Here is an 18,066-nt window from a genome sequence, read left to right on the forward strand (position 1 = left end):
TACCTCACCGTAGGAACGACCCAGACGCGGCAGGGACGTGGCAGCCAGTCACGCGCTTAGCTGCAAGCTCGGTCCTTTAGGGCCGAGAAGCTGACGGACGGGATCTGGACCTGCGGCGGTTCCCCGATCGTCCCGGGCTACGTCGTGACCGGCTACCAGGTCCCCGGCTGCAACGGGGTCGGTGCTTGGTACCACCAGCTCGCGAAGGTCGGCCTGCTCACCTGCCCGAACTCGCCGATCCCGGCCGGCTTCCGCTCGGGCCCCTACTGGGGGATCGGCTGCAGCGGCCACGGTGGCTTCTACCTCGCCCGCGCCTGACGCCCGGTCCGAACCCGATCGCACGCGCGCAAGCCGCAGGCACCGCACACCTCGTGCGGTGCCTGCGGCACGTCCGGCGGCGACGGGAGGCCGGCACGGGCCGGTCGGCGGAGGGGGCCCTCGGGGGAACTGCCGGCCCGGCGGTGTCGTCCTGCGGGGAGGGCGACCCGGGGGAGGGCCGCCGGATGTCCGGCGTGAAGGGGGCACGGTGGGGACGAACGGTGTGGTGGGCGCGGTGGCCGCCCTGGCCGGGGCGGGACTGCTGCGGTGGCTGCCCGTCCGGGGGCGGTCGGACGACCTGACGGCGGCGGGGCTCGCGGGGGTCCGCGGGGGGCCGAGGGCCGCGCTGGTGGCGGCCGTCGTCGAGCTGCACCTCGCGGGGGTGCTCGACGTCGACCGGCGGGGCCGGCTGCGCAGGGTGGTCCACAACTCGCCCGGGCGGGACGGGACGCCGTTGCACCGCGCCGCGTGGGCGGCGTTCGGCCGGACCCTGTCGTGGGCCGACGCCGCGACCGCCCCGCCGGTGCGCCGGGCCCGGGAGGAGCTCCGCGTCGACCTGGTGCGGCGCGGCCTGCGCTGCGGCCGGGTCCGGCTGGCGGCGGCGCACCTGCTGACCGTCACCGCCGGCGTCGCGGCCGCGCTTGCCGAGGCGCGGGGCGCGGGCGGGGCGGGCCTGCCCGTGGCGGCGCTCGCGCTCGGGTTCCTGTGCACGCCGGCGCGCACACTGGCCGGGCACCGGCTGCTGCGCGGGCTGCGCCGCCGTCACCCCCTGCCCGGCGCCGCGGGACTGGCGGCCGCGGGGGCCGCGGCGCCCGGGCCCGGGGAGACCGCCCTGCTGGTCGCGCTCCACGGGCGCCGGGCGCTGCGCCGGCTGCTGCCGGACGTCGCGGCCCGGGCCGCTCTGCTGGGCGGCCGCGCGGCCCGCGAAGCCGTCGCCCGCACCGGCGGTGGCCCGCACGAGGGATCCGGCGCCGCCCTGTCCGGCGGCGACGGCCCCTGACCCGCGGCCGCCACCCTTCCGGCGCCCCGGTCCCCCGCGCGCGGACGCGCTCCCCGCCCGACCGGGTCATCATGGGAACAGAGCTGACATCAGGGCGGAAAGCGGACCGATCCCTGGCGAGGGGGGCCGATGGGCGCGATCACCGACTGGCTGCGCAGCCTGTCCGGCCCGGTCGTGTACGCGGTCGTCGGCGGCATGGTCTTCACCGAGGACGCCCTGTTCTTCAGCTTCTTCATCCCCGGCGAGAGCGCCGCCGTCCTCGGCGGCTTCCTCGCCCACCAGGGCCGGGCCTCGCTCGGCTGGATGGTCCTGGTGGTGGTCTGCGCGGCCGTCCTCGGCGACTCCGCCGCCTACGAGATCGGCCGCCACCTCGGCCCGGCGATCCTGCGCACCCGCCCGCTGCGGCGCCACGCCAAGCGGGTCGACACGGCGCAGGACCTGATCCGCCGACGCGGTCCGGCCGCCGTCTTCGTCGGCCGGTTCATCGCCTTCTTCCGCCCGCTGGTGCCCTCGCTGGCCGGGGTGTCACGGATGCCGTACCGCCGGTTCCTGTTCTACAACGTCCTCGGCGGTATCGCCTGGGGCGTCGGCTTCACCCTCCTCGGCTACTTCGCCGGAGCCGCCTACACCAGGGTGGAGGGCACGGTCGGGCGGGTCGCCGCCATCGCGATCGCCGTGCTCGTCGCCGTCGCCCTGCTGCTCTGGTACCTGCGGCGCCACCGCACCCGGCACCCCGAGGACGACGACGGACACGGTGACGGACGCGACGATGAACGCGACGACGGACGCGACCCCTGACCCGCGTCCGCCGCTCCCCGTCCCACCTACCCACCCCCGACAGGCGGATGGACCCGGCGGATCCCCCAGGAGCCGGTGGGGCCCATCCGAGTGCACTGCCCGAAACCGCAGGTGAATCGGCATGAAGTTCGAACGCGATGTCAGCCCCGGCGACTGGCGGGATCCCGCCAAGGAGCGACGCCTCTACGCGCGCGCCCGGACCGAGCTGGGAGAGGTCGTCCTGCATCGCGCGCGGGCGAGGCGGGGAGGCGAAGCCCAGTGGGACGGCTGGGAGGAGTGGACGATCAGTCTTGAGGGTGAGGAGATCCTCGTCCTGCACGACATGGCCAGCCCGGGGGTCGCGGCACGCCGCCGAGTACAAAAGACCGTCCACGGAAGCTTCGCCGGGACCTGTATGAACCTGTCGGGGCGCCATTCGCCGCTGTCGAGCGGACGGTCCGTCGTCTTCGCGACGGAGACCGGCACGATCCGGTTCCGGACCCACCGGTTCAGCGCCCAGGCCCTTTCCCCGCAGGGTGAGGTCGTGGCGGAACGGCGTTCGGGCGATTGGGGCGGGGTGCGAGCCGAGGTCAACGTCGTGGCCGCGGTTTGCGTGTTCGAGTGGGGAGGCCTGGACGGATTCCTGGAGTCGCCCCTCCTCCAGTTCATCTGACGGCAGGGGCAGGGGCAGGGGCGGACCTTGAGGCGGTTCGCTGCGGGTCGGACAGGTGGCCGGTCCGCACGGGACGAGGTCCTCGATCCGGGTGGCGCCGGCAAGGGGGACGGTCAGCCGCCGGCGAGGCGGCGCGAGACGAGCCGGACCTCCTGGAGCTGGGCGGTGGTCAGCCGCCGGGCCTCCCAGACGACGCCGGCCACATCCGCGGCCCGGGGGTGGAGCGGTGGCAGGCCGTCCGGGAGGCGGACGCCGCCGAACGCCGCCAGGTCGCGGGCGGGGATGCCGAGCAGGCCCGCGAAGCCGGCGACCAGTTCGGGGGTCGCCTCGACGGTGCCGCGGCCGATCCCGCCGACCGTGGACGCCGCCAGGTAGGTCCGCCCGCCGGTGACCGCGTACAGGGCCTTGGCCGTGCCCGGCCAGGTGAGGTTGCGGCTGTGCGCGAGGTCCAGCAGTACCGCGCCGAAGCCCGGCTCGTACCGGTGGTGCGGCCGGTCGACCCCGCCCCGCCCCTGACGCACCACCGTCGGCTGCGCCCGGATCGCCTCCAGCAGCAGGCGCCGGTCCCCGGCGGGCATGGCCATCGTGTCGTGGACGACGCTGTCGACCGACCAATGCGGATTGCGGGTGACCGGGGTCAGATCGTCGGGCACCGGCTGCCCGGCGAGGACGAAGAGGTCGGCGGCGTGCAGCCCGAGCACCGGCCCGAGGCCCCTGAGCAGCTCGCCGCCCGGGGCCCGCCCGTCGAGCACGGCCCGCAGCTCTGCCGGCCCGGTGCCGGCCGCCGCCGCGAGCACGGCGGCGTCGAGCGCCCGGTGCCGCATCAGGCGGGCCAGCAGCGCATCGAACCGCCGTATCCCTGTCACCACGTCAACCTATCGACCCGCATACAGAGGCCGGACGGGAAGGCGTCACCGATACCCGGTGGGGAGCCGTCGGAAAAATTTCTGCGGCAGTGCTGTCACATCCGGGCGGGGTGGCGGGTCAGTGGAGTGTCCGAGCAAGCGCGGACGAAGTGGGGCGGGGTTCGTCCCGTCCGCTGTCCTCCAACACACGAAAGCCGGGGTTCCCATCATGTCCGTCGCCTACACCGTCCTCGCCGTCGTCAGCGCCCTCTGGGTTGGCTTCTCCGGCGTCTCGCTGGCGCGTCGTGCGGAGTTCGTGACCCAGCCGCTCGTGGAGTACGGGGTGCCGCGCTCGTGGTGGGCCCCGCTCGCGCTGGCCAAGCTCGCCGGCGCCGCCGGCCTGCTGGTCGGCCTCGCCGTGCCGGCCGTCGGCGTCGCCGCGGCGATCGGGCTGATCCTCTACTTCCTCGGCGCCGTGGCCACCTGCCTGCGGGCCCGCTCGTACAAGACCGTGCCCTTCCCGCTCCTCTACCTCGCCCCCGTCGCGGTCACCCTCGCCCTCGGCCTCGCCGCCTGACCGAGAGATCACGCGGCCGCCGGCGGGGTGCTAGAAATCCCTGATGAACGTTCCCCCCGAGCTCCCGACCCTGCGCGTCTTCGTGGCGCTGGCCCCGCCCGACGACGCCAAGGACGAGCTGGCCCGGGCCCTGGCGCCCGCCTACGCCGCCTACCCGCGGCTGCGCTGGAACCGGATCGAGGACTGGCACATCACCCTCGCCTTCCTCGGCGAACTGCCCTCCACCGCCGTCCCGCCGCTGCGCTCGGTACTGGCCGACCGGGCGCACTCGCACCCCGCCCTGCACCTGGGCCTGCGCGGGGGCGGCCACTTCGACGGACGGCTGCTGTGGAGCGGGATCGACGGGGACCTGGACGGGCTGCACCAGCTCGCCGCCGACGTCCGGCAGCTGGTCAGGTCCTGCGGGATCGAGTTCAACGAGCGCCCGCTGCGCCCCCATCTGACGCTCGCGCGCGCCCGCCGCGACGACCCCGTCAGCGTGCCGCAGGCCGCCGAGGGCCTGGCCGCCTTCGTGGGCCGGCGCTGGCCGGCCGAACGCCTCCACCTGGTCGGCAGCAACATCGGCCGCGGCCCCGGCCCGATCCACTACCGCGACATCGAGGCGTGGCGGTTCGCCACCCCAGCCCAGGACGTCTGAGGACATGTCCGGCCGAAGGGGGCGGAACCACCGGCCGGTCACGGCGGGACCCGGGCCTCGGGTGCGGTGACACCGCGTCGTGCCGGTACGATCCTCCTCGCCCGGTGCCCCCGTTCAAGCCCGGTGCCCGCCCGGGACCGCTCAGGTGCCCGGGCGATCCGTCCTCACCCTCCCCGGCCAGGAAAGCAGTTCATGCTCCTCATCTCCGTTGTCTCCCTCCTCGTGCTCGTGGTCGCCGGCGCGGCCCGGGTCGTTCCCAAGCTGCTCGCCCGGGGGCGGCAGGGCCGCCGGGCGGACGAGCTGCGGGTGGGTCTGGTCCCGCGCGAGCAGCTCGTGCTGTTGGGTGAGGAGCCGTCCGCCGAGGCGGCGGCCGTGCTGGAGGCGGCCCGGGCCGGTGACTGGCGCCCGGCGGCCGCGTACCTGGCGGAGGCCGAAGCCGACGCGGGCCTGCGCTGGGCGCGGCTGGGGCCGCTGTGCAAGGCGGCCGCCGAGGACGACAAGTGGCTGCGGCGCTGGCGCGAGGGGGAGCCGCGCAGTGCCGCCGCCGCCCTGCTGCAGACCGATGCGCTGATCGAGCGCGCCTGGGACATCCGCACGGGCCGGCTCGCCGCCGAGGTGAGCGCGGAGCAGTTCCGCAGGTTCCACAAGGTGCTGTTCGAGGCGGAGAAGACCGCGCTGGAGGCCGTCGAACTGGCGCCGGCCCAGGACCCCAACCCCTTCGTGGTGCAGATCGCCATCGCCATGGGACTGGGCTGGCCGCGCGAGGCCTTCCGCGCGCTCTGGGTCGAGGTGGTGGCCCGTGACCCGCACCACCTGCGGGCGCACGAGGGCGCGCTGCAGTACTGGTGCGCCAAGTGGCACGGCAGCCACGAGCTGATGCACTCCTTCGTGGACGCCGCGCTCGTCGACGCTCCGGCCGGCAGCCTGCTGTCCGTGCTGCGGGTGCAGGCGTTCTACGAGCAGCACACCCGCGACGGGGCGCCGGCGGACGCCTACCGCACGCCGGAGTTCACGGCGGCCGTGGACGCCCTGCTGGCCGACCTGGCACAGGCCGACCCGGCGCGTCCGCAGGTCCAGGACGCCCGGGCCTGGGCCGCCTGGGGGCTGGTCAAGAACGCCCGCCCGGCGCAGGCGCTGGAGCAGTTCAGGCTGATGGGCCGCGAGATGGCCGGCCCGTGGCGCTACTACGAGGACCCGCGCAAGGTCTTCGACGCGATGCGCGAGCTCAGCCTGCAGGCGGCCGCCCGCGCCTGGGTCAGTGGGCAGCGGAGCGGGGACATGACGCTGTAGCCGGACCGGGGACGGCCGCCCGGGCGCCGTACACCCGGGCGGCCACCTCGGAGGCCGGAAGGTGCGAGGGCCGTGCAATCAGCACGGCCCTCGCACCGGGTGTGGGGCGCCCCGTTCCCGCCCTCGTCGTCCGGATCTGCACATGGTGGTGAGCTGTGTGCTGTGCCCTGTCACCTGTACGCGATGCTGAGCTGCATGGTGTGGTGGGGAGTCGAACCCCTGCGTTGCTCTTCACGCGCCAGGGCCGGATGAACCGCCGGCCGCGGTGTGTGCACGCCTCCGTGGCGACTACCTGCTTCCCACACCCGGCTCGTGGGATCAGTCCTCGATCAGGTCGATCTCCCAGTTGGTGCGCTGGATCAGGGTGTCCACCTCGCGGATCTCCTTGGCCAGGGCGTCCGCCTGGGCGCGGAGCTCGGCGACCGGCAGGGCGGAGAGGATCCGGAGCTCGGAGCGCAACTGCCGTACGGCTCCGCGCTGGTCGCGTCCGGAGGCGGCGTCGGCGGCCGCGGTGGTCACCGAGTGGCGCAGCCGCAGGACGTCCCGGCGGGCGAGGGCGTCGGTGAGGGTGCCGCCGCCCTCGATGACCGCGGTGGAGTTGGTCCGGTTGATCTGACGGATCAGCCGCTCCAGCTCGTCCAGCACCTCGCCGGCCTGGGCCAGGACCTCGGCCGCGTTCTCGGCCGGCTCCTCGCCCTCCTGGTACCGGGCGCTGCCGACGACGCGCGCCCGCAACTGCTCCACCTGCCGCACCGCGGCCGCGCGCTGCGCGAGCGCTTCAGCCAGTTTCACCGCGTCATCACCTCTACGTCCTGCTGATCGTCCGGTAAGTATGCACATCGGGGCCTGACGGCGCCGCGGAATTCCTCGGCCGACCGCACCATGGCCGGCTACCCGGCTCCCGCCCGTACCATGAATGTGGTCGATTGACGAATCGTCAATGCCCAATGGGCCACACCTGCTTGGCCATTTGTGCAGGGCTGCCGCCGATCCTCGATTTCCATTGACGGGCCGCCGACCGGCTGATGGTGTTCATGCGCAGGGCCCGGCGTGCCGCGGATATCGGGAGGCCGTCGTCGGCCGGACCGTCTGCGGTCGGCCGACCCCGCTCCGCTTGCCGTCCGGCCGGTGGGAAGATCTGTGTCCGAGGGGTCAGCGTTGAGGATGGGGAAACTGGGCAGGGGCGCCGCGTCGGCCGCCGTGGCTGCCTCGATGGCGATGGGGACCGTGGTCGCGATGTCGGGCACGGCCAATGCCGGCACCGACTGGATCCAGGGGGCCGGATTCCTGATGAACTCCGTGTGCGACAAGCCCGATGTCACCAACGAATCCCTCGCCAACATGGGAGGAGATCCGCCCTTCTGGGATCAGGGCATCTTCCCCTGCGGGGGAGGGTTCAACCGGATCATGCCGATGGTCAGGATCAACGGCGTGCTCCACGTCTTCGGTGTGGGGACGGACTACGCGGTGTGGGTGAGGTACACCACGACCTGGAATTCGCTCGGCGGCCGCGTCGGCGGCGGATTCGTCGCGTACGACTACAGCAATTCCAATGGTTCCCTGACCCTGAAAATGACCGGCACGGACGGCAACCGCTGGTCCAAGACCCGCTACAGCGGCGGCGGCTGGACCGACTGGTCCCGGTAGGAGCGCACCGGTAGGAGCGCACCGGTAGGAGCGCACCGGGAGACGCGCACCGGGAGACGCGCACCGGGAGACGCGCACCGCCGGACCCTCGCGCGGGAGGGTCCGGCGGTGCGCGCGGGGCGGCCGGGTCAGCGTTCGCGCCCCAACTGCGGGACGTGGACGGCGCGGTCGGTGCGCTGCGGGTGGTAGAGCGTGTGCATGGGGTGGTGGATCCCCTGCAGGGCGTGGGCGACGGCCTCGGCGATGACGGGGGCCTGGGCGAAGCCGCCGGTGTTGTGCCCGGCGGTGACGACGAACGCCCCGTTGCGCGCGGCGATCGTCTCGAACAGGCCGAGGTTGGAGGCGGTCCACGGCCGCACGCAGTGCTTCTGCGTGCGGCGCAGCCCCTCGCGGCCGCCGACGCTCTCGTAGGCGTCGGGGAAGAGCAGGCGCACGGTGTCGGCGATCCCCGCGTGGATGTCCTCCAGGCGCCGCTCGTCGATGTTGTGCGGGTCGGCGCCCGTCCAGCCGTAGCCGGAGCCCACCATGAGGACGGGCCGTCCGGACTCGTCGCGCCCGACGGTGACGTTGGCGTCCTCCGCGACGTGGCCGCGCCGGGCCACCTTCAGCGAGTGTCCGAGCGCGGGGTCGGTGTTGGGGATCGTGGCCCAGCAGCCGAGCACCCCGTTCACCTGCCGCAGGACGGGGATCTGACGGCGCAGCGAGTCGTCGTCGGCGCCGGGGGAGAGCACGTAGTGGTCGTACAGCAGCGGGCCGTCGGTGGTCAGCACGCCGGTGACCACGCCCTCCCCGTCGCCGTCCCCGTCCCGCATGATCTCCTCCACCCGCAGGCCGAAGTGCAGGCGCACCCCGCCGGCCTCCAGGTCGTCGAGCAGGCGGGCCATGGTGTCGTGGACGTTGACGGTGAAGCCCTCGACGAGGACGCCGCCGGCGAAGGCGTGAGCGGCGGCGCGGGCCAGTGCGGGGAACCGCTCGCGGACCTCGCCGCCGGAGTAGGCGGCGATGGTGGCGCCGACCGCGTCCTGGCGGCGGCGGGCGGCGGCCAGGTGCGCGGGGTCCTGGTACAGGCGCAGGATGTCGTGGCGCAGCTCGACGTCGTCGAACAGCTGGGGCCGGGTGCGCAGCCAGGTCTGCCACAGCTCGCCGCTGCGCCGGTTGAGGCCGAGGATGTCGCCGTTGTAGGCGCGCGCCAGCCAGGGGGGTACGCGCTGGAAGTCCTGGACCCACTGGCGGTCCTGCTCGGTGTCGTGGCGGCGCACGTCCCAGCCGAGCCGGGCGGGCGGGCGGTCGAACACCGTCATGCTGTCGAGGTCGTCGGGGGACTTGGCGTGGTAGTCGTCCATCTCGGTGTAGGTGAACATGCGGGCGTTGCCGCCGCCGCGCGAGGCGCCGTACTCGGTCCAGGGGCGGGCGGCGCGCGGGTCCGGGGCCGCGTCGACGATCGTGACCCGGTAGCCGTCGGTGTGCAGGGCGTGCGCGGTCATCAGGTTGACGATGCCGGCGCCGATCATCAGCACCGTGCCGCGCCCGCGGGCGGGGGAGGGGAAGGGGGACGGGAACACGGCCGGGCGCGGCGCGCCGGCGGCGGCCTCGCGCTCCCGCTCCTGGGCGAACCGTTCGGCGACGGCGAGCGCCTCGTACGCGCCCGCGTCCTCCTCCCCGCCGCTCAGGGGTGTGACCGTGTACAGCGGGACGTCGAAGGGCAGGACCTCCGCGACCGGCCGCTGACGCATCGTCGGAAGACGGCGCTCGGACGTCCCGGGCGCACCGGGCACACCGCCGGCGGAGGCGACGATGCGCACGACGGCCAGCGGCTCGTCGCCCATCGCCTCGCGCCAGCAGCGCAGGACCTCCCGGCCGACCGGGCGGTCGGTGACGAGCACGTTCGGACGCAAGTCCCCGACGGCGCCCGCGAGCGTGCCCTCGTCCGCCGCGTGCAGGTCCGCGCGGCACACGACGACGCCGTCGGCCAGGGACTCGGCCAGGGCGGGTGAAACCGGTACCGTGACGACGATCAGCACTACTCGTTCCCCCCATCCGGACCGGACACCTCGGCGCCAGCATCGGCATCGGCATCAGCGTCGGCGTCCGTTTCCCGGATCTCCGTCAGGATCGTGTCCTCGAACCGCTCCCGGCGCACGACCAGCCGCGCGCGCCCGCCCTCGACGAACACCACCGGCGGCTTGTCGAACCTGTTGTGCTGGTTGAACATCGAGTGCGTGTACGCGCCCGTGCACTGCACGGCCAGCACCTCGCCGGGCGCCAGGTCCGGCAGCAGCACCTCGTCGATCAGCTTGTCCGTCTCGCAGTGCCGCCCGAACACCGTCGACTCGTGCAGCGCCGCACCCGTCAGCTCCGGGTTCGAGGCGAGGACGGCGTGGTGGACGGACTGGTACATGATCGGGCGCGGGTTGTCCGACAGCCCGCCGTCGACCGCCACCAGCCGGCGCGCGCCGCTGTGCTTGGTCGGGCCGACCGTGTACAGCGTCGTCCCGGCCTCGGCGACCAGCGAGCGGCCCGGCTCGACGCCGAACACCACGTCCGGCGCGCACAGCGGGACCACCTCCCGCAGGAACACCGGGATCAGGTCGCGCGCCCACTCGGCGGGGGTGGGCGGCGTGGTGACGCCGTCGTAGTTCACCCCCATGCCGCCGCCGACCGTGACGGCCGCCGGCCGCCAGGACCGGCCGGCGCCGGCCTGGACCTCCCGCACGAACGCGCCCAGGTCGTGCAGCGCCCGCCGGTGGTACTTGGTGTCCACCACCTGCGCGCCCAGGTGGAAGTGCAGACCGCGCAGCCGCAGCCCCGCACACCCCAGGATCCGCGCCACCGCCTCGGCCGCGTCCCCGGTGTGCACCGCCAGCCCGAACTTCGACTCCAGGCTGCCGGTCGTGTACTTGGGGTCGGTGTGGATGTCGATGCCCAGGTTCAGCCGGATGTCCACGGCCTGGACGACGCCCTCGCGCCGGGCCTGCCGGTCGATCGCCTCGATCTCGTCCAGGCAGTCGACCACCAGGGAACGCACCCGGCTGCGCACCGCCAGCTCGATGTCCTCGTGGGTCTTGTAGTTGCCGTGGAAGGTGATCCTCGACGGGTCGGCGCCCGCCCACAGCGCCAGGCGCAGCTCGCCCGCCGACACGACGTCCAGGCTCAGGCCCTCGGCGGTGGCGAGGCGGACGATCTCGCCGACCAGGAAGGCCTTCGAGGCGTAGGCGACGTCGATGTGCGGCCAGTGCGCGCGGAACGCCTCCAGGTAGGCGCGGCTGCGGCCGCGGACGTCCGCCTCGTCGATCACGTAGAGCGGCGTCCCGTACCGCCGCGCCAGTTCCAGCGTGTCGCAGCCGCCGATCTCCAGGTGACCGTCGGCGTTCACGTCCTGCGTCCCGTATTTGAACATGACTCCCCTCCATGGTTGTCGCGCGTGTGGTTTCCGGTGGTCCGCGCGCCCCCGCGCCGGACCACCGGCTGCCCCCGTTGCCCCCGTTGCCCCGTGGTCTCTTCGGGCCTCTCGGCCTCCGTGCCCCTCGGCCCCTCTCGGCCCCCGTGCCCTTCGCCCCCTCGCGCCCCGCGGGCTCAGCGCCCCCCGCCCGCGGCGATCCGCTTGCGCACCGCGGCGTTGGCGGCCGCCGAGATCGACAGGCCGATCGCCGCGATGAGGAGCAGGGCGGAGGAGATGTCGCCGACCAGCGCGAGCACGCCGGCGCTGATCGCCGATCCCAGCCCGAACAGGGCGAACTGCGCGGAGAACCCCTGGGTGCGCAGTCCGGCCGGGATGCTCGCTTCGAGGCTGATCGAGCGCTGGGTGTTGAACGGCGTGATGAAGAACCCCGACACCCCGACCCACACGGCCACCGCCGTCATGCTCCGCGACCACACCAGGGCGGCCACCGACGCCATGACGGCGACGAGCGTGAGGAACGACTGGACGGTGATGTGCAGGGTGATCCGGGGCGCCGCCTTCCCGTAGCAGAGCGTCCCGGCGATGCCGGTGGCGGCCAGCACGCTGACCAGGATCCCGGCCCAGGAGGTGGAGGCCCCGGTCCGGGCGAGCAGGACGGGCAGCGCCGACACGATCCCGGTCACCGCCATGCCGACCGCGACGGAGTCGGCCAGGCTGGGCCACGCCAGTCGGTGGGACCACAGCGACCGGGACGTCCCGCCGTCCCCGCCCGCGCTGTCCCCGCCCGCGCTGTCCCCGCCCGCGCCGTCCCCGCCCGGCCGGGGTGCGGCCGGCCCCGTCCCGACCAGCGGGCCGAGGAACAGGTGGACCCCCAGGAAGGTGGCGGCCATGGCGGCGACCTCGATCCACGGCAGGTGGAAGGTGCTCAGGCCCGCGATGACCACCGGCCCGAGGATCCAGCCCACCTCCGTCATGATCGAGTCCCAGGAGAACGCCAGCGCCCGCAGCCGCGCGTCGGCGTACTCGACGAGCACCGAGCGCGACAGGCCGGGCAGGCCGCCCGGCAGCGCGGCGCACAGCGCGGTGGTCACGGTCACCACGGCGGAGGAGAGCCGGAACGTCCCGAGCAGTGCGAGGGCGACGTGCAGCAGGAACGAGGAGACCGCCATGACGGCGAGGACGCGCCGCGGGTTCCCGGCGCGGTCCAGCACCCGGCCGGCGGCGGTGGCCGTCAGGGCGCCGGTCAGCGTGTAGACGCTCACCAGGAACGCGCCGTAGGCGTAGCCGCTGACGTAGGTCCCCAGGCTGATCAGCGCCAGCGTCGCCATCGGCTCGGTGATGCGGGCGAAGCAGGTGCCGAGCGCCCACCGCCACCACCACGGCGTGGTGAACAGCCGCGGCTTCGCGTCGAGCCCGGCCACCGCCGGCAGCGCGTCCATCAGGAGCCGCCGCTGGACGTGCGCGCCGCGCGGGCCGGACGGGTCGGGCGCACCGGACGGGTCGGGTGGGTCGGGTAGGTCAGGTGGTTCGGGCGGGGCATCGGGTGCTCCTCCAGGGGTGGATGCGGCGTCCGGACGCGGGGCGCCCCCTCGCTGACGGCGTGTGACCGACCGCACACGCCAGATCCGACGGAAAGCCAGGTCACGGTGTCCGTGAAGCGGTTGGGTGTTGTCATGACTTGATCGAAAAGGGGCTCCGGCCCCATCAAAACCGCTCCGCGGCAACGCCGTCACGGGCCCGGACAAACGCCGGACAAACGCCGGACAGGTCTGGACCACCCCGACCACAGCACCCCGGACGCCCCACCGCCACGCCGCCCCACCCCGCCCCGCCCCACCACGACCGACACCCACCACGACCGACACCGTCACGACCGACAGAGAGGACCAGCAGGTGGGACGGCAGGAACGGCCGCTCGACGCCGACGGAGGCCCCCTGGTGCTGTTCGCCCTGGACCTGCGCGAGCTGCGGCGCCAGGCCGGCAGCCCGCCCTACCGCCGGCTCGCCACCCGCACCAACTACTCCGCCTCCACCCTCGCCGAGGCCGCCTCCGGACGCCGGCTGCCGAGCGAAGGGGTGCTGGCCGCCTTCGTGACCGCCTGCGGCGGCGACCCGCGGGAATGGGAACGTCGCCGCATCCACACCCACCGCCAGACCACCCGCCCCCTCACCCATCCACCGGCCCCGGCCCCCGAGCCCACCCCCGTTCCCGCCACTCCCACCCCTGCCGCCGCCGCCCCCGCCCCCGTCACGCCTCCACCGGTCCCGATCCCGGCCCCCGACGCCCCCGCCCCGCGCCGCATCCTCTCCCTCCTGGCCGCCACGGTGATCGCCCTCGTCCTCACCCTCACGGTCGCCCTCGCCACCACCGCCGCGGGAGACTCCGGCGCACCCCCGGCCCTCGAAGCCCAAGCCCCCGAAGCCCAGACCCCCGAAGCCCAGGCCCCCGAGACGCCGGCCCCGCACCCGGATGCCGCCCGCCGGCTGCGCCCCGACACCGGCATCCCCCCGCAGTACCGGGACCTGATCGTCGACGCCGGCACCGCCTGCCCCGCGTCACCGGAGGTCACCCCGGCCCTGATCGCGGCCCTCCTCGAAGCCGAGAGCGGCTTCGACCCGAACCTGAGCGACCCCGCCGCCGACGCCTACGGCATCGCCCGCTGGACCCCCCGCGCGCTGCGCCCCTACCTGCCGCCCGACCGCCAGGGCGCCCTCCCCGCACCGCCGTTCACCCCCGAGGAGTCGATCCCCGCCCTGGGCCGCATGCTCTGCGCCACCGCCCCGACCCTGCACGCCGCCCCCGCCGACGCCCCGCTCGCCCTCGCCGCCGCCTACCGCGCCGCCAACGCCGCCCTCACCGCCGCCACGGCCGACCAGCCCTACCTCGACCGCGTCCGCCGCGACCTCCACCGCTACGGGCAGGCGTCCCCCGGGTAGCGTTCACTCTCAATTCATTGCAACATTCGACGGTTTGTCGTTGCGTTAGATTCAGAACTGCTGCAACGATATATCAGCTCTGACCTGCATAAATGAAGAATCGGCGCAACGAGCTTGTTGTCACGGGTTGGAAAGCAACGTAGCTTTTCCATCGTCAGAAACAACGAGCGCAAGCGCAGGAGAGACATCATGCAGAAGTTCGACACCCCCGCCCCGGTCACCGCCGTCCTGGACATCCCGGCGGGTCTCATCCGCTTCACCGCCACCGACCGCGGCGACACCGTGGTCGAGGTCCGGCCCCGGGACGCCTCGAAGCGGCGCGACGTGAAGGCGGCCGAGCGGATCCGGGTCGCCCACGCCGACGGCGTCCTGCACATCGAGGCCGCACCGGCCGAGAGCCGGATCCTCGGCGGCTCCGGGCAGGTCGAGGTCAACGTCCAGCTGCCGGCCGGCTCCCACGTCGAGGCGAAGGCCGCCCTCGCCGAACTGCGCGCCACCGGTCGCCTCGGCAACGTCGTTTTCGAAGGCGCGCAGGCCACCGTCGGGCTCGACGAGACCGCGAGCGCCCGCCTCACCCTCCAGGCCGGCGACATCCACCTGGCCCGCCTGAACGGCCCCGCCCACCTCAGCACCGCCAAGGGCCACCTCACCGTCACCGAGGCCACCGGCGACGGCGCCCTCACCCTGCGCACCGAGCACGGCGACATCGCGGTCGGCGCCGCCCGCGGCGTCTCCGCCACCCTCGACGCCGGCACCTCCTACGGCCGCATCCACAACACCCTCAACAACACCGACGGCCCCACCGTCCGCCTGGCCGTCACCGCGACCACCGCCTACGGCAACATCACCGCCCGCAGCCTCTGACCCACCCCACAGCACACCGACCCGCACCGACCCGCACCGACCCGACGACGAAAGGAGGCGGACCGTGAAGACGGCCCGCAAGCAGACGACACCCGGCGCGTTCGCCTCCTTCGCCCGCTACGTGCTCTGCGGCGGCGCCGTCGGGCTCGCCTCCAGCCTCGCCGTGGCCGCCCTCGCCACCCGCATCCCCTGGACCCTGGCCAACGCCCTGGTCACCGCGGTCTCCACCCTCCTCGCCACCGAACTGCACGCCCGCTTCACCTTCGGCGCTCCCGGCCGCGCGACCCGGCGCCAGCACGCGCAGTCGGCCGGCTCCGCGGTGGCCGCGTACGCGGTCACCTGCACGGCGATGCTCACCCTGCACCACCTGGTGCCCGCCCCCACCGCACTCCTCGACCAGGCCGTCTACCTGACCGCCTCCGCCCTCACCGGCACCGCCCGCTTCGCCGCGCTGCGCCTGCTCGTCTTCACCCGCCGCCCCCCGCGGCCCGTCCCCACCACCCACCCCCTGCCCACCACCACCGCCCGCACCCGCGCCCCGATCGCCCCGACCGGGCTCTGCCGGGCCGCCTGACCCGCCCGGCCGGACCGGCCGAGCGGGACCACGTCAGCCGCTCCCGGGCCGGCCCGACCCGGTGCCGTCCGCCCCGCCCCGGCTGCCCTGGCTACCCCGGGTGCTCCGGTGGGCCGTGGTCGCGCAGTTCGGTGATCACCGCCCAGGCGACCGACACCACCGGCACGGCGACGACCGCGCCCAGGACGCCGGCCAGGACGGCGCCGCCGGTCACCGACAGCGCCACCACCACCGGGTGGATCCGCACCGACCAGCCCAGCACCAGGGGGTGCAGCAGATGGCCCTCGATCTGGCCGATGACCACGATCAGCCCGAGCACCAGCAGGGCGACCACCGGACCGCGGGCGGCCAGGGCGACCAGCGCCGCGACGGCCAGCGCGATGGGGGAGCCGATCAGCGGGACGAGCGCGGCGACGAACTCCAGCACCGTCAGCGGCAGGACCAGCGGCACCCGCAGGACGGCCAGGCCGATGCCGACCAGCACCGCGTTGGTCCCCGCCACGATCAGCACGCCGCGGGTGTACCCCGCGAAGGTGTGCCAGGCGGCGCGCCCCGCCCGGCTCCAGACCGGCCTGGCCCGGGCGGGCAGTTGGTGCTCGGCCCAGCGCCACATCCGGTCGCCGGAGTGGAGGAAGAACACCGAGCAGAACACCGCGAGGGCCAGCCCGGTGAGCAGTTCGACGGCGCGGCCCGCGCCGCTGAGCGCGGTGCTGAGCAGCGCGGAGCGGTGGGCGGTGACGAACTGGCCGAGCTTGGCCCGCAGATCGGTCACGGTCCCGGCCCGCAGGTGGAAGGGGGCGCCGGTGAGCCAGTGGTCGATCCGTCCGAGGCCGCCGCGCAGTTCGGCGCCCAGCCGGCTCCACTCGCCGGCGACGGTCGTCCCCACCAGGGTGAGCACACCGGCCACGACCGCGACCGCGCACACGACGGCCAGCAGGACGGCGAGCGAGCGGGGCAGCACCCGGGCCAGCAGGTCGACGAGCGGCCGCAGCACCGAGGTGATGACCAGCGCCACGAACACGGCGATGACCGGCAGGGCGAGCAGGGACAGGGCGGAGACGGCCAGATAGGCGGCCACGCCGAGCACGACCAGCCTCCACGCGTACCCGGCGGCGATCCGCAGGCCGGGCGGCACCCGGTCCGCGGACGGGACGGGCCGCGCCCGGGGCGGCGTCACCGGCCGCTCGGCAGCCGCCGGCCCGGGCCGGCCGCGTTCGGTCGCCCGGTGCCGTTCAGTCGCACGGGCCGCCTCCTCGGCGTCGGCCGGGCACCCGGCGCGACGGGCACGCCGGGGTCCGGTGCCGCGCGGCTACCCGGACGGGGCGGCCGGAAACAGCCGCGGACACGTCGCAACGGCGGTGCGCGCGGGGGACTGCGGGCTCAGTCGGGCGGCTCGTGCGGCACCGGCTCGTGGACGGGCTCGTGGACGGGTTCGGTCGCCCCGTGCTCCGGGCCGCGCCTCGACCCCTCCTCGTCGTTCCCGGGCGGCGGATCGCTCTCGCCGGCCGCCGGGGACTCCGGGGTCTCGACGGGCACCGGCGGATCCTTCGGCACGGGCCGGTCCTGGTCGCTCACGCTGCTCAACTCCTCCGGGAGACGACGGACGGACGGTCAGGGACGGAACGCCGGACCCGACGAACACGCACACACCGCCATGGCGCGCGTCTATCCGGGCGCGCCCCGCCGAAACGTCACGGCAGCAGGCCCCGGCCGGTCCGCGACCGCCGCCGGTGCGTGTAGTCACCGGGGGAGAGGGCAGACGCCGGGCATGGACGACGAGCAGGCGGGGTGCCCGGCCGCACCCCGCGCTCCCGCGACCTGACCGTTCCGGGCCTTGTGCCGCGCGACGGCGTTCCCGTCCCCGATCCGTCCTCCATCCGCCCCCGATCCGGCCGGTCCGACGTTGAGGAGGCCCGGATGAACCGCCCAGTCAACGGGCCGCTGCCGGCCCCCGGCCGGACCAGGCTGCTCGCCTTCGGAAGCAGCGCGGGAGCGGTACGGCGCAGCCGCGAGTTCACCCGGGACGCGCTGGTGTCCTGGCACTGGCTGCCCGCCGCCGCCGAGGAACAGCGGACCGCCGAGGAGCAGCAGACCGACCAGGAGCGGCGGACCGCCGCGGAGGACGTCCTGCTGATGGTCTCGGAGCTGGTCACCAACGCCTGCCGGCACGCCCCCGGGGGCGTGCGCGAGCTACGGCTGAACTGGGACGGCGTCCGGCTGCGGGCGGAGGTCGCGGACGCCTGCCCGATCCCGCCGGGGCTCCTGCGGTCCGCCGCTCCGGGGTGGCCGGGCGGGCACGGCCTGCGCGTGGTGGACCGGCTCGCCCGCGCCTGGGGCTGGGCGCCCGAGGGCCGGGGCAAACGGGTCTGGCTGGAGGTACCGGCCCCGCCGGACCGCCACGCCCACCGTGCCCGCCGCGTCCCCCACATCCCGCACGTCCACCACACCCCGCACATCCCCCAAGCCCCACGCACCCACCGGGACTGACGGTGGATCGACGGTCGCCGCGCGCCACCCCCGGACGAGC

At 74.6% G+C, this 18,066-nt stretch carries 19 protein-coding genes; 12 read left to right on the plus strand and 7 right to left on the minus strand.

The features are described from left to right. Nucleotides 1–144 precede the first annotated feature (144 nt). From AB0N76_RS06610 to AB0N76_RS06625, 4 genes are all read left to right on the plus strand, one after another. Complete coding sequence (locus AB0N76_RS06610) at nt 145–318, plus strand: hypothetical protein (RefSeq protein WP_363553837.1); 174 nt, start codon at nt 145–147, stop codon at nt 316–318. Between the two features lie 208 nt (nt 319–526). Further along, complete coding sequence (locus tag AB0N76_RS06615; protein WP_363553839.1) at nt 527–1,318, plus strand: TIGR04222 domain-containing membrane protein; 792 nt, start codon at nt 527–529, stop codon at nt 1,316–1,318. A 129-nt stretch (nt 1,319–1,447) separates the two neighbouring features. Further along, a complete protein-coding gene (locus tag AB0N76_RS06620) occupies nt 1,448–2,116 on the plus strand; it encodes a DedA family protein (RefSeq protein ID WP_363553841.1) in 669 nt (222 codons plus the stop codon). Between the two features lie 121 nt (nt 2,117–2,237). Next, entirely contained in the window at nt 2,238–2,768 is a 531-nt protein-coding gene (locus AB0N76_RS06625) for a hypothetical protein (RefSeq protein WP_363553843.1), read from the plus strand. A 113-nt stretch (nt 2,769–2,881) separates the two neighbouring features. Here AB0N76_RS06625 and AB0N76_RS06630 read toward each other — a convergent pair whose 3' ends face one another. Next, nucleotides 2,882–3,634, minus strand: coding sequence for a hypothetical protein (locus AB0N76_RS06630; protein WP_363553845.1), 753 nt, complete (start codon nt 3,632–3,634; stop codon nt 2,882–2,884). Between the two features lie 208 nt (nt 3,635–3,842). Here AB0N76_RS06630 and AB0N76_RS06635 point away from each other — a divergent pair, with 208 nt between their 5' ends. From AB0N76_RS06635 to AB0N76_RS06645, 3 genes are all read left to right on the plus strand, one after another. Then, the gene (locus tag AB0N76_RS06635; RefSeq protein ID WP_363553847.1) at nt 3,843–4,190 is read left to right on the plus strand and encodes a DoxX family protein; all 348 of its coding nucleotides are present in this window, start codon (nt 3,843–3,845) and stop codon (nt 4,188–4,190) included. Nucleotides 4,191–4,233: 43 nt separating this feature from the next. Then, nucleotides 4,234–4,827, plus strand: a complete 594-nt coding sequence (thpR, locus tag AB0N76_RS06640; RefSeq protein ID WP_363553849.1) for an RNA 2',3'-cyclic phosphodiesterase — start codon at nt 4,234–4,236, stop codon at nt 4,825–4,827. Between the two features lie 192 nt (nt 4,828–5,019). Further along, a complete protein-coding gene (locus AB0N76_RS06645) occupies nt 5,020–6,117 on the plus strand; it encodes a hypothetical protein (RefSeq protein WP_363553851.1) in 1,098 nt (365 codons plus the stop codon). Between the two features lie 318 nt (nt 6,118–6,435). On the opposite strand, the gene AB0N76_RS06650 is transcribed toward AB0N76_RS06645, so the two are convergent. After that, nucleotides 6,436–6,909: a DIP1984 family protein gene (locus AB0N76_RS06650; protein WP_363553853.1), complete on the minus strand. Its 474-nt coding sequence runs from the start codon at nt 6,907–6,909 to the stop codon at nt 6,436–6,438. A gap of 372 nt (nt 6,910–7,281) precedes the next feature. Between AB0N76_RS06650 and AB0N76_RS06655 the strand changes: the two genes are divergently transcribed. Further along, nucleotides 7,282–7,764 carry a hypothetical protein gene (locus AB0N76_RS06655; RefSeq protein WP_363553855.1) on the plus strand — a complete coding sequence of 161 codons (483 nt, stop codon included), beginning with the start codon at nt 7,282–7,284 and terminating at the stop codon, nt 7,762–7,764. Nucleotides 7,765–7,892: 128 nt separating this feature from the next. Here the strand turns inward: AB0N76_RS06655 and AB0N76_RS06660 are convergent, their stop codons facing one another. The 3 genes from AB0N76_RS06660 to AB0N76_RS06670 form a co-directional block, all read right to left on the minus strand. Next, on the minus strand, nt 7,893–9,785 hold the full coding sequence (locus tag AB0N76_RS06660) for an FAD-dependent oxidoreductase (RefSeq protein ID WP_363553857.1): 1,893 nt from the start codon (nt 9,783–9,785) through the stop codon (nt 7,893–7,895). After that, the gene (lysA, locus tag AB0N76_RS06665; protein WP_363553859.1) at nt 9,785–11,161 is read right to left on the minus strand and encodes a diaminopimelate decarboxylase; all 1,377 of its coding nucleotides are present in this window, start codon (nt 11,159–11,161) and stop codon (nt 9,785–9,787) included. Before lysA ends, AB0N76_RS06660 begins: the two co-directional genes overlap by 1 nt. A gap of 176 nt (nt 11,162–11,337) precedes the next feature. Continuing rightward, the gene (locus AB0N76_RS06670; RefSeq protein ID WP_363553861.1) at nt 11,338–12,603 is read right to left on the minus strand and encodes an MFS transporter; all 1,266 of its coding nucleotides are present in this window, start codon (nt 12,601–12,603) and stop codon (nt 11,338–11,340) included. A 454-nt stretch (nt 12,604–13,057) separates the two neighbouring features. Here AB0N76_RS06670 and AB0N76_RS06675 point away from each other — a divergent pair, with 454 nt between their 5' ends. The 3 genes from AB0N76_RS06675 (at nt 13,058) to AB0N76_RS06685 (ending at nt 15,539) form a co-directional block, all read left to right on the plus strand. Further along, nucleotides 13,058–14,101 carry a helix-turn-helix domain-containing protein gene (locus AB0N76_RS06675; protein ID WP_363553863.1) on the plus strand — a complete coding sequence of 348 codons (1,044 nt, stop codon included), beginning with the start codon at nt 13,058–13,060 and terminating at the stop codon, nt 14,099–14,101. A 189-nt stretch (nt 14,102–14,290) separates the two neighbouring features. Then, nucleotides 14,291–14,965: a DUF4097 family beta strand repeat-containing protein gene (locus tag AB0N76_RS06680; RefSeq protein ID WP_363553865.1), complete on the plus strand. Its 675-nt coding sequence runs from the start codon at nt 14,291–14,293 to the stop codon at nt 14,963–14,965. A 64-nt stretch (nt 14,966–15,029) separates the two neighbouring features. Further along, nucleotides 15,030–15,539, plus strand: a complete 510-nt coding sequence (locus AB0N76_RS06685) for a hypothetical protein (protein ID WP_363553867.1) — start codon at nt 15,030–15,032, stop codon at nt 15,537–15,539. 91 nt (nt 15,540–15,630) lie between these two features. On the opposite strand, the gene AB0N76_RS06690 is transcribed toward AB0N76_RS06685, so the two are convergent. Next, complete coding sequence (locus AB0N76_RS06690; RefSeq protein WP_363553869.1) at nt 15,631–16,716, minus strand: AI-2E family transporter; 1,086 nt, start codon at nt 16,714–16,716, stop codon at nt 15,631–15,633. 203 nt (nt 16,717–16,919) lie between these two features. Next, on the minus strand, nt 16,920–17,114 hold the full coding sequence (locus tag AB0N76_RS06695; protein WP_363553871.1) for a hypothetical protein: 195 nt from the start codon (nt 17,112–17,114) through the stop codon (nt 16,920–16,922). A gap of 342 nt (nt 17,115–17,456) precedes the next feature. Here AB0N76_RS06695 and AB0N76_RS06700 point away from each other — a divergent pair, with 342 nt between their 5' ends. After that, entirely contained in the window at nt 17,457–18,026 is a 570-nt protein-coding gene (locus AB0N76_RS06700) for an ATP-binding protein (protein ID WP_363553873.1), read from the plus strand. Nucleotides 18,027–18,066 lie beyond the last annotated feature (40 nt).

The organism is Kitasatospora sp. NPDC093806 (assembly GCF_040683335.1).
Classification (GTDB): Bacteria; Actinomycetota; Actinomycetes; order Streptomycetales; family Streptomycetaceae; genus Kitasatospora.